We start from the raw sequence: 10178 nt of genomic DNA, 5'->3' as shown, positions 1-10178 counted from the left end.
AACAGCGGAGGCAGCAACAGCGGCGGAGGCAGCGACAACAGCGGAGGCAGCAACAGCGGCGGAGGCAGCGACAACAGCGGAGGCAGCAACAGCGGAGGCAGCAACAGCGGAGGCAGCAACAGCGGCGGTGGCAGCAACAGCGGCGGTGGTAACAACAGCGGCGGTGGCAGCGATGACAGTGGCGGCCAAGGCGAGCATGCCGGCGGAGAGCAGCATGGTGGAGGTGAACGGCATGCTGGTGGAGAAAAACATGCAGGGGGAGAACGCCATGGGGGTGGCCGCGGGTTTGGCAATGGCGTTGATGACAACGGTGTGGATGCCGTCGATGCCAACGGTAACAAGCTCAGAGGTGACGGCACGGTCGATGACAACGGCGTGGATGCTGTAGATGCCAACGGCAACAAACTAAGAGGTGATGGCTCGGTCGACGACAACGGCGTGGATGCCGTCGATGCCAATGGCAACAAGCTCAGAGGCGATGGCACAGTCGATGACAACGGCGTGGATGCCGTCGATGCCAATGGCAACAAGCTCAGAGGCGATGGCACCATCGATGACAACGGCGTGGATGCCGTCGATGCCAACGGCAACAAGCTCAGAGGTGACGGCACAGTCGATGACAACGGCGTGGATGCCGTCGATGCCAACGGCAACAAGCTCAGAGGTGACGGCACAGTCGATGACAACGGTGTGGATGCCGTCGATGCCAATGGCAACAAACTCAGGGGCGATGGCACGGTCGATGACAACGGTGTGGATGCTGTCGATGCCAACGGCAACAAACTAAGAGGTGATGGCACGGTCGATGATCGCCAGCAAGTGCTTACCGATGAGCAAGAGCGGGCGCTGCTCAACAACGGTTTTCGCCAACAGGGGCAACCATGATGCGATATCTGTTACCACTCCTCCTGCTCGGCCTCACTGGCTGCGCCACGGTCGACACCCCGCCGCTTTACCATCAGATGGATAAGGGAGATGTTCAACTGGCCAATCAGGCCCTCGCCAAGGCGCTGGAAACCCGCACCAAAGGGCAGAGCCTCACCTGGTTCAATCCGGCTAATCGTCACTCGGGTAGCGTCACCCCGCTACGCACCTTCCGCCATACCAGCGGGGAGTGGTGTCGCGACTATCGCGAGCAACTCTATATTGGCAAGGCGAGCCAGCAGTGGCAGGATACCGCCTGTCGCAATCAGCAAGGGCGCTGGCGGCCATTGCGAACTTAGTGAATGCCACGGGGTAAACGAAAGGGGGTAGCAGCGCTACCCCCTTGTCATCTTTACCGACCCGTTATCCGAGCGGTGAATACGCGGTTATACCCGACGATAGGGCAGGTAAACCGGCTCCCACATGTGGTTGAGGATATGCTGCTGCAAATCCTGACCGATCAGCGGGTGGGAGGGATCCCGGCGCACTATATCCTTGAGCACGGCGGTCGCCACATGCACCGAGATGCTGCGCAGCTCGCGAATGCGGGGATAGACGGCCCCTTTCGCCAGGTCAACCTCACTCACGCACTCAGCCAGCGCAAAGGCGGCGGTAGTGAAGACATCGGGTGTGATCTCGCGGAGCTGGCTGACGATGGCCGCCAGACCTACACCGGGGAAGATAAAGACGTTATTGCCCTGCCCGACCCGGAACTCCTGCCCCTCGTAGCTCACATCCTTGAACGGACTACCGGTTGCAACGATGGCTTTGCCCTTGCTCCAGCGGTAGATATCCTCCGGCAGCGCTTCACAGTTGGCGGTCGGATTGGAGAGCGGGAACACCATGGGGCGCTCGCAATGCTGCAGCATCAGCTGGATATGCTCTTCCTGGAAGGCACCGCCCGAGCCGCTGGTACCCAGCAACACGGTAATGGGCACATGACGCAGCACATCGGCCAGATTGGCCTTGCCGGGCACCTCGGTATCCCAGCCCGCCAGCAGCAACCCCGGTTTGGCGTAGCGACGCTTGTACTCGTCGAGCCCGTCCCGGTTGTCGCACACCAGCCCCTGGGTATCCAGAATGTAGATGCGATCGCGGGCCGCCTGCGGATCCATCCCCTCACGGATCATCCCCGCGCAGATCTGATCCGCGACGCCAACCCCACCGGCGCCAGCGCCGTAGACCAGATAGTTCTGCTGACCCAGGGTCTCCCCCTTGACCTTGACCGCGCCTATGATACCGGCCAGCACCACGGCACCGGTGCCCTGAATATCATCGTTGAATGACGGCAGCGCCTGCTGGTAGCGGGCCAGATTGTTGAAAGCATTGGATTTGCTGAAGTCTTCCCACTGGAGCACGGCGTTGGGGAAGTGGCGCTTGACCCCCTGCACGAACTTGTCGATGAACTCTTCGTACTCCTTGCCGCGAATACGCTTGTGGGGGCGGCCCAGATACATGGGGTCATCGAGCAGTTTCTGGTTGTCGGTGCCCACATCCAGCGCGATGGGCATGCAGCAGGCGGGGTGAATACCGGCACCCAGGGTATAGAGCGCCAGCTTGCCGATGGGGATGCCCATGCCGCCAACACCCTGGTCGCCGATCCCCAGAATGCCCTGGCTGTCGGTGACGACTATGATGCGGATCGATTTGGCATCGAAGTGACGGGCCTGACTGCCCATGTCATCCACGTTGTCCGGGGTGATGTAGAGGCCGCGCGGCTTCTGGAAGCGGTGGCTGAACTCCTGACACGCCTTGCCCACGGTCGGGGTATAGATGTAGGGAGTCATCTCCTCCACATGGCGTGACAACAGGGCATAGAAGAGAGTCTCGTTGCGATCCTGCAGGGCACGCAGGTTCTGGTACTTCTCGATATCGCTGCAAGCGCTCTTGAACCCCTCATACACTCGCTCGAGCTGGGCTTCAAAAGTTTGCACCTGAGGCGGCAGCAAACCATCGAGATCAAAATCGGCCCGCTCCTGTTCGGTGAAGGCCGTGCCCTTGTTGAGGTATCGATTGTTAAGCAGATCAGTGCCGGTCAGTGCAACGGGGCGAAAATCCTGTCCCTGTGCATCTTTCCACAGCAGATATTGTCCGGTAGCCATAGTCATTCTCTTTGATTTACGTGAAGTTGCCGTTCGGCAGGAGAGCAAGACTCATAATGAAATCAATCATATGACGTTTAGTTGTTTCATTTTGTGAGCTTGGCCATACCCTGCGGCCAAAATAGGCGTCCGGCGGCCCCGGCGAGACAAATATCCACGGCAAGGAATGAGACTCATGTTAGCATTGCGGGCAACCCAGCCCCTTTCACCGCATCACAGCCGGGAGTGACCTGATGCCCTCGCCTCTGCCAGCCTGCGTCCCCTTCTTCCTGCCATGCGCCTGATCCCGCTGCTTGCTCTGTGGTTGTTTCTGACCAGCCAATCGGCTCTCGCCGCACCGGGCCGGGTGCTCAACATCATCGTGGGTGAATGGCCCCCTTTCGTCTCCGAGCAATCAAGACAGCACGGTCCCGTGGCCCACCTCATCAGCGATCTGTTCAAGGAGGCGGGCTATGAGGTGAAGTTCCACTTCGCCCCCTGGGGTCGGGTCTATTCGCTGGCGGCCAACAGCCAGCTCTACGATGCCACCGCCGTCTGGATGCACAAACCGGAGCGGGAGCAGGATTTTCTGTTTAGCGAAGCGGTGCTGCAGGAGCAGTTTGTCTTCTTCTCCCTCAAATCACGGCAACTGCGGGCCGAGCGCCTTGAGCAGATCATCGGCATGCGGTTGGGGGGCGATATCGCCTACAGCTACGGGCCCGAGCTGGACAAGATGGTGGCCGATGGCAAGGTAACCCAACAGAAAGTCACCGACGTGAAGCAGAATTTCGGCAAGCTGCTGCGCGGACGGATCGACCTCTATCCGCAAGAGCTGCGAGTCGGTCTGGCCGAGCTGCAGAGCCAGCTCGACCCCGCCAGCGCGGCACTCATCACCCACAGTCAGACCCCTTTTCTGCGCAACGACAGCTTCGTGATGTTCCCGCGCAAGATGCCGGATTCAGCCAAACTGCGGGATCAGTTCAATCAGCAGTTGCAGCAGGCCATCGCCAGCGGACGTTATCAGCGCTACTTCGAGCGGCTGGCCCGGGGGGAATATTGACCTTGGCGAGGCAAAAACAGAGGGGATAAAACAACGGTGGCGGCCCTTTGTGGCCACCACCTCTGTGATGCTTGTCAGCGGCCGGCATTAGCCGCTGATGCCCACCTCCAGCTTGAACAGCGTCTTGGCCTTGCTGCTCTCGGCCGCCCCCATCTGGTAGACCCGAATGGTATAAGTGCCCTTGGCGGGCAGGGTTGCCTCAAAGTTGTTCCCGTCACGAGAGCCAACAAAAATCGCTTCCCCCTTGCTGCCCGGCGGCAAAATATTGAAGTAGGGCTTGCCGGTCAGGATCACCACCATGCTCTGGCCCTTGTTGGCCGTCAGCTTGTAATCGAGGGTCTGGCTACCTTGAATGGTGCCGTTGATGGTTGCCCCTGACTCCCCCTTCTTGAACTGCACCTGCTGGGTCTTGATCCCGTCAGCCGCCTGCGCCACGCCCGCAATACCACCGAAGAGCGCAGATGCACATACCGCTGCCAGCCATGCTTTTCTCATCATTTGTCATCCCTTGTGTGAATGGAACCCCTGTTACTGTTGCTCAAGGTGGCCCAAAAAACCATCGCCGTTTGCGGCATCGCTCAATCAATTTGCCATCACGATCGACCCACCATCAAAAGGGGCGCCGCTGCGCCCCTTCTCTTTACTCTTTGTCGACCATCAGCTTGATTTGCCCACCTTGGGCTCATCGAGAGTGTGTTTCACCTCTTCATACCAGAGGTCGTGGTGCTCCTTGGCCCAGGTCTCGTCCACCTCGCCGGTCACCATCCCCTCCAGCGCCCCTTCCAGCTGGAACAGGCCCATGTAGATATGGAAGATAAAACCGCAGATAAGGATCAAGGCGCCTACGATATGGATAAAGCTGGCCCACTCCATCTGACGGCGCAGCTGGCCGAAGATGGGGAAGTCGAGGAACAGCCCGGTCGCCACCACAATGCCGCCAAACCAGATCAGCAGCCAGAAGATCGCCTTCTCACCGCCGTTGGAGAAGCCCGCCGAGGGGTGACTCCCCTTGTGGGGGCCCAGCATGCCGCCTGCCTTCATGAACCACTGCACATCCACCATGTTGACGATGTTGTGGCGGAACCACTTGATGAGCACGCCCATCAGGCAGAGGAAGAAGAGCGGCCCCACATAGTTGTGGAACACCTTGGCGAACCAGATCCAGTTCTCCCACACCCCGAGGCTCACCACCGGCTTGATGAAGTACTTGCCGTAGATGATGGCCAGCCCCGACCCGGAGAGGGTCAGAAACATGGCCGCCGTAGTCCAGTGCAGCGCCCGATCCAGCCTGCTCCAGCGCTTGAGCTTGCGCCCGGTGCGCGGTTTGGAGAGCTTGGTCTGCCCCACCACCAGGTACATCAGGCCACACATGGCGAGCGACCCGAAAATAGCGATGGCGCCGAGCGGCGACACCCACTTGGTCTTCACCTCGAACCAGAGCTGGCCCGGCACCGAGATAAGCACCCCGTGCTCCGGTGAGCGGGAGGTGGTCACCCCCTCCTGCCCATCCTTCACCGCCCGCCAGTAATCAGCGCCGGCAAAGCCGACCGCCTCTTTCTGCGCATCAGCGAAGCCGGGCGCGCTGAACAGCAGCAAGGCCGTCAGCAGCGCTGTCAGCCAGTGTCTCATTGGCCATCCTCCTGCTTGCCAAGCTTGAGCCCCTTGCCTCTGCCATCGTGAGGTTTGCTGGCGTCGCGATAGAGCGCCTGTTCATCAGCCCCCCAAGCTGCGTGAGGAGCACCGCGATAGGCAACCCGCTCGCGGAAGATATCGGAGATAACCTGCGCATCCCCCGCCAGCAGCGCCTTGGTGGAGCAGAGCTCGGCACACATGGGCAGCTTGCCCTCGGCAATGCGGTTGGCACCGTACTTCTGGCGCTCCGCCTCGCTGTGATCCTCCTCCGGGCCACCGGCGCAGAAGGTGCACTTGTCCATCTTGCCCCGATCGCCAAAAGCGGCGGTCTTCGGGAACTGGGGTGCACCGAACGGGCAGGCAAACAGGCAGTAGCCGCAACCGATGCAGAGATCCTTGTTGTGCAGCACTATGCCGTCGTCGGTGTGATAGAAGCAGTCGGCCGGGCAGACCGCCATGCAGGGGGCGTCGGTGCAGTGCATGCAGGCGACCGAGATGGAGGTCTCCCCCGGCAGGCCGTCGTTGAGGGTCACCACCCGGCGGCGCTGGATGCCCCACTCGAGGGCATCGTCGTTCTCGTTCTTGCACGCCGTCACACAGCCGTTGCACTCGATGCAGCGCTTGGTGTCACACATGAATTTCATTCTGGCCATGGGATCAGGCTCCTACTTTGCGAAAACGGCACAGGGTGACCTTGGTCTCCTGCATCTGGGTGACCGGGTCATAACCATAGGTGGTGACTATGTTGACCGACTCCCCCAGCACATAGGGGTCAGACCCTTCCGGATATTTGGATCGCAGATCCTTGCCCTCGAAGTGGCCGCCGAAGTGGAACGGCATAAAGGCGAGCCCCGGCTTGACCCGCGGGGTCACCAGCGCCTTCACCTTGACCCTGCCCCCTTCCGGCCCCTCGACCCACACATCCTGACCGTCGCGCACGCCGACGTCGTTGGCATCCGCCGGGTTCATCTCGATGAACATCTCCTGCTGCAATTCAGCCAGCCAGGGGTTGGAGCGGGTCTCGTCGCCGCCCCCCTCGTATTCGACCAGACGGCCGGAGGTGAGGATGATGGGGAACTCCTTGCTGACATCCTTCTCCTGCACCGAGACGTACTGGGTCGGCAGGCGCCACAGGCTCTTCGAATCAGGCCAGGTGGCGTAGTCGGCCAGCAGATCCCGGCGCGGGGTGTAGAGCGGCTCGCGGTGCTTGGGCACCTGATCCGGGAAGGTCCACACTACGCAGCGCGCCTTGGCGTTGCCGTAGGGGACGAAGCCATGCTTGATGGCGACCCGCTGGATACCACCGGAGAGATCGGTCTTCCAGTTCTTGCCCTCGGCCTCTTTCTTCTCGGCTTCGGTCAGCTCATCCCACCAGCCGAGCTGCTTCATCAGGTCGGCAGTGATCTCGGGATAACCGTCTTCCACCTCGCTCCCTTTCGGCCAGGAGTCTTCGGCGAGCAGCGAGACGCCCTGATACTCGATGCCGAAGCGGGCGCGGAAACCGCCACCCCCTTCCGACACCGGAATACTGGTGTCGTAGAGGATATGGCTGCCGGGGTGCTTCATCTCAGGGGTGCCCCAGCAGGGCCACGGCAGACCATACACTTCGCCGCTGACCGGACCGCCCTCGGCCTTGAGGTTGGTCTTGTGGAAGGTGTGCCAGTTCTGCTGGTGCGCCTTGAGCCGCTCCGGGCTCTGGCCGGTGTAGCCCACGCTCCACATGCCGCGGTTGTATTCGCGGGTGATGTCTTCCAGCAGTGGCTGGTTGTTCTCGACCTTGATGTGCTTGAACAGCTGGTCGGCAAAACCTAGCTTCTTGCTCAGCAGATACATGATCTCGTGATCGACCTTGGATTCGAACAGAGGCTCAATCACCTTGTCACGCCACTGCATGGAGCGGTTGGTGGCGGTGACGGAACCATAGGTCTCGAACTGGGTGGTGGCCGGCAGCAGGTAGACGCCGTCGGTGCGATCGTTCATCACAGAGGCGACGGTGGGATACGGGTCGACAATCACCATCATGTCGAGCTTTTGCATCGCCTTCTTCATCTCGGGGCCGCGAGTCTGGGAGTTGACCGCATGGCCCCAGTAGAACATGGCGCGGATGTTGGAGCCCTGCTCGATGAGATCGGCGTTCTCCAGCACCCCGTCCACCCAGCGGGAGACAGGAATGCCGTTGTTGTTCATCGGCAGCTTGCCGTTGTAGGCCTTGTTGTCGAAACGGGCCTTGATCCACTCGTAATCCACATCCCACACCCGAGCCCAGTGCTTCCAGGAGCCCTCTTCCAGCCCGTAATAGCCGGGCAATGAGTCGGAGGTGACGCCAAAGTCGGTGGCACCCTGCACGTTGTCGTGACCGCGGAAGATGTTGGTGCCCGCCCCGCTCTTGCCCACGTTGCCGAGGGCCAGTTCGAGGATGCAGTAAGCACGGGTGTTGTTGTTGCCGGTGGTGTGCTGGGTACCGCCCATGCACCAGACCACGCAGCCGGGGCGGTTGTCGGCCAGCAGTTTGGCGGCGCCATAGACCTGCTGTTCGTTGAGGCCGGTCACCCGCTCCACTTCCGCCGGGGTCCAGCGCGCCACCTCTTTTTGCACCTCGTCCATGCCATAGACGCGGGTGCGGATGAACTCCTTGTCTTCCCAGCCGTTCTTGAAGATGTGCCAGAGCATGCCCCAGATAAAGGCGACGTCGGTGCCCGGGCGCAATGAGAGGTACATGTCCGCCTTGGCGGCGGTGCGGGTACGGCGCGGGTCGACCACCAAAATCTTGCAGCCGTTGCGCTCTTTCGCCAGCAGGATGTGCTGCATGGCGACCGGGTGGGCCTCCGCCGGGTTGGAGCCGATAAACATGATCGACTTGCTGTTGTGCATGTCGTTCAGGCTGTTGGTCATGGCGCCGTAGCCCCAGGTGTTGGCTACACCCGCGACCGTGGTGGAGTGGCAGATCCGCGCCTGGTGATCCACGTTGTTGGTGCCCCACAGAGAGGCCATTTTGCGAAACAGGTAGGCCTGCTCGTTGGAGTGCTTGGCGGAGCCGAGCCAGTAGACGCTGTCGGGGCCGGACTCCTTGCGCAGGCGCAGCACCTCGTTGCCCACCTCTTCGATGGCCTGATCCCAGCTGATGCGCTGCCACTTGCCACCCACCAGCTTCATCGGGTACTTGAGGCGACGCTCACCGTGGCCGTGCTCGCGCAGGGCAGCCCCCTTGGCGCAATGGCCGCCAAGGTTGAAGGGGTGATCAAAGGCCGGCTCCTGACCGGTCCAGACGCCGTTCTGCACCTCGGCATAGACGCCGCAGCCCACCGAGCAGTGGGAACAGATGGTGCGCTTCACCTCGACCGGCACCCCGGCCGCCACGGTTTTGGCCTCGGCCCGCTGCATCATGGCCGGGGCCAGCCAACCGGCGGCCACGGCGCCACCGGCCACCAGACCGGAGTTGACCATAAAGGCGCGACGGGTCAGCCCCTGACCGCGAATGGCCTCATTGCCCTGCTCGCCCGCCTGGGGCAGCTCGGCACGTTTTGTCAGTTTCATGAGTTCTCCTTCACTGATCCGGCTCAGTCGGTGCCGCGCAGGGTGCGATAAAAGTCGTGAACATGGGGGGTCTCCCGATAGCCCTTGTCAGGCTCGGTGTCGTGGGTCAGCACCTCTTTGCCCACCACCCGACCGGTGGCACCGGCCAGCACGCCTATGGTGGCGACCACGCCAACTCCCTTGATCAGATTGCGGCGGGACGGGTCTTTCAGCTGTTCATCGCTCATTCTTGTGACCTCTGTTGTTGTTCTTGCCAGCGCCTGCGCGCCAGCTTCGCGTCCAATGGGATATCTCGTCTGTTCGTTTTGTTGTGGGTGGATAGGGCGTTCAGCCCGGCACCACGCAGGCACCAAACGGCAGGCGCAATTCGTTTTCCAGCTTGAAGAAATCTTCGGCAAGGGCCCCGACCGCCCGGTAGAAGCTGCCCCCTTTCGCCTGTTGCTGATCGCGGCAGCAGGCGAGTACCCAGGGGGCAAGGTGGCGTTCATAGAAGTGGTTGCGCTCCGGGTGCTGCTCGCCAATCAGTACCGCCATCACCTCACAGAGGGCGGCCAGATGATCTTCCGGCTCGCACACTCCGCTCTGGCGCTCGAAACCGAGGGACTGCAGATCTGCGCGCAGCACCGCCAGCGGCAGCTCCATCAATGAGCCGGTGAGATACCAGGAGGCAAACGGCACTATCTCCCCGCGCCCCAGCCCGATAAAGAGATCCTGATACTCCTCGGCAAGCTCGTTTTCGTGGTGGCTACTGGCCGCCAGCTGCACCAGCCCGAGCCCTCTGGCAAAGGGGCCCAGCATCGGCTGCAACCCTTGCAGCCAGGCGAGCTGTTCGCCACGGGGGGCGGCGCGCCAGAGGCTTGCCAGCAGGGCGTAGAGATCGGCGCTGCTCTGTTCCAGTTCTGTCATGGTCAGTTCGCCAGCCTTTTCGTTATGTTGTTCACTCATCA

At 61.4% G+C, this 10178-nt stretch carries 9 protein-coding genes and 1 pseudogene; 3 read left to right on the top strand and 7 right to left on the bottom strand.

Going from position 1 to position 10178, the window contains the following annotated elements; all coding sequences use genetic code 11:
• A pseudogene (locus AB5Y83_RS18555) lies at positions 1-885 on the top strand (hypothetical protein); the annotation flags it as partial.
• Positions 882-1223: an RT0821/Lpp0805 family surface protein gene (locus tag AB5Y83_RS18550; protein ID WP_201974814.1), complete on the top strand. Its 342-nt coding sequence runs from the start codon at positions 882-884 to the stop codon at positions 1221-1223. The pseudogene AB5Y83_RS18555 and the gene AB5Y83_RS18550, both read left to right, overlap by 4 nt.
• Before the next feature lie 87 nt (positions 1224-1310).
• Here the strand turns inward: AB5Y83_RS18550 and AB5Y83_RS18545 are convergent, their stop codons facing one another.
• Positions 1311-3026, bottom strand: coding sequence for an NAD-dependent malic enzyme (locus tag AB5Y83_RS18545; RefSeq protein WP_075114855.1), 1716 nt, complete (start codon positions 3024-3026; stop codon positions 1311-1313).
• A 274-nt stretch (positions 3027-3300) separates the two neighbouring features.
• Between AB5Y83_RS18545 and AB5Y83_RS18540 the strand changes: the two genes are divergently transcribed.
• A complete protein-coding gene (locus tag AB5Y83_RS18540; RefSeq protein WP_236293355.1) occupies positions 3301-4065 on the top strand; it encodes an ABC transporter substrate-binding protein in 765 nt (254 codons plus the stop codon).
• An 87-nt stretch (positions 4066-4152) separates the two neighbouring features.
• Here AB5Y83_RS18540 and AB5Y83_RS18535 read toward each other — a convergent pair whose 3' ends face one another.
• The 6 genes from AB5Y83_RS18535 to AB5Y83_RS18510 all read right to left on the bottom strand — a co-directional run bounded on the left by AB5Y83_RS18535 (position 4153) and on the right by AB5Y83_RS18510 (position 10176).
• Complete coding sequence (locus tag AB5Y83_RS18535) at positions 4153-4563, bottom strand: DNA breaking-rejoining protein (protein WP_236293357.1); 411 nt, start codon at positions 4561-4563, stop codon at positions 4153-4155.
• A gap of 159 nt (positions 4564-4722) precedes the next feature.
• Complete coding sequence (locus tag AB5Y83_RS18530) at positions 4723-5694, bottom strand: formate dehydrogenase subunit gamma (RefSeq protein ID WP_368175725.1); 972 nt, start codon at positions 5692-5694, stop codon at positions 4723-4725.
• Positions 5691-6350, bottom strand: a complete 660-nt coding sequence (fdh3B, locus tag AB5Y83_RS18525) for a formate dehydrogenase FDH3 subunit beta (RefSeq protein WP_005353752.1) — start codon at positions 6348-6350, stop codon at positions 5691-5693. The genes AB5Y83_RS18530 and fdh3B overlap by 4 nt, the downstream gene beginning before the upstream one ends.
• A 4-nt stretch (positions 6351-6354) precedes the next feature.
• Positions 6355-9231 carry a formate dehydrogenase subunit alpha gene (locus tag AB5Y83_RS18520; RefSeq protein ID WP_368175724.1) on the bottom strand — a complete coding sequence of 959 codons (2877 nt, stop codon included), beginning with the start codon at positions 9229-9231 and terminating at the stop codon, positions 6355-6357.
• Between the two features lie 23 nt (positions 9232-9254).
• Positions 9255-9458 carry a transcriptional initiation protein Tat gene (locus AB5Y83_RS18515; RefSeq protein WP_005303194.1) on the bottom strand — a complete coding sequence of 68 codons (204 nt, stop codon included), beginning with the start codon at positions 9456-9458 and terminating at the stop codon, positions 9255-9257.
• Between the two features lie 100 nt (positions 9459-9558).
• Complete coding sequence (locus AB5Y83_RS18510; RefSeq protein WP_368175723.1) at positions 9559-10176, bottom strand: molecular chaperone; 618 nt, start codon at positions 10174-10176, stop codon at positions 9559-9561.
• Positions 10177-10178 lie beyond the last annotated feature (2 nt).

It is taken from the genome of Aeromonas sp. R5-4, from assembly GCF_040908215.1.
Taxonomy (GTDB): Bacteria; Pseudomonadota; Gammaproteobacteria; order Enterobacterales; family Aeromonadaceae; genus Aeromonas; species Aeromonas veronii.
Note: the sequence above shows the minus strand (reverse complement) of the source record. Positions and strands in the feature narration are given on the sequence as shown.

Bases quoted from the DNA above. Each gene is read 5' to 3' on its own strand.
- AB5Y83_RS18550 (WP_201974814.1), top strand. From the start codon at position 882: ATGATGCGATATCTGTTACCACTCCTCCTGCTCGGCCTCACTGGCTGC.
- AB5Y83_RS18545 (WP_075114855.1), bottom strand. From the start codon at position 3,026: ATGGCTACCGGACAATATCTGCTGTGGAAAGATGCACAGGGACAGGAT.
- AB5Y83_RS18540 (WP_236293355.1), top strand. From the start codon at position 3,301: ATGCGCCTGATCCCGCTGCTTGCTCTGTGGTTGTTTCTGACCAGCCAA.
- AB5Y83_RS18535 (WP_236293357.1), bottom strand. From the start codon at position 4,563: ATGATGAGAAAAGCATGGCTGGCAGCGGTATGTGCATCTGCGCTCTTC.
- AB5Y83_RS18530 (WP_368175725.1), bottom strand. From the start codon at position 5,694: ATGAGACACTGGCTGACAGCGCTGCTGACGGCCTTGCTGCTGTTCAGC.
- fdh3B (WP_005353752.1), bottom strand. From the start codon at position 6,350: ATGGCCAGAATGAAATTCATGTGTGACACCAAGCGCTGCATCGAGTGC.
- AB5Y83_RS18520 (WP_368175724.1), bottom strand. From the start codon at position 9,231: ATGAAACTGACAAAACGTGCCGAGCTGCCCCAGGCGGGCGAGCAGGGC.
- AB5Y83_RS18515 (WP_005303194.1), bottom strand. From the start codon at position 9,458: ATGAGCGATGAACAGCTGAAAGACCCGTCCCGCCGCAATCTGATCAAG.
- AB5Y83_RS18510 (WP_368175723.1), bottom strand. From the start codon at position 10,176: ATGAGTGAACAACATAACGAAAAGGCTGGCGAACTGACCATGACAGAA.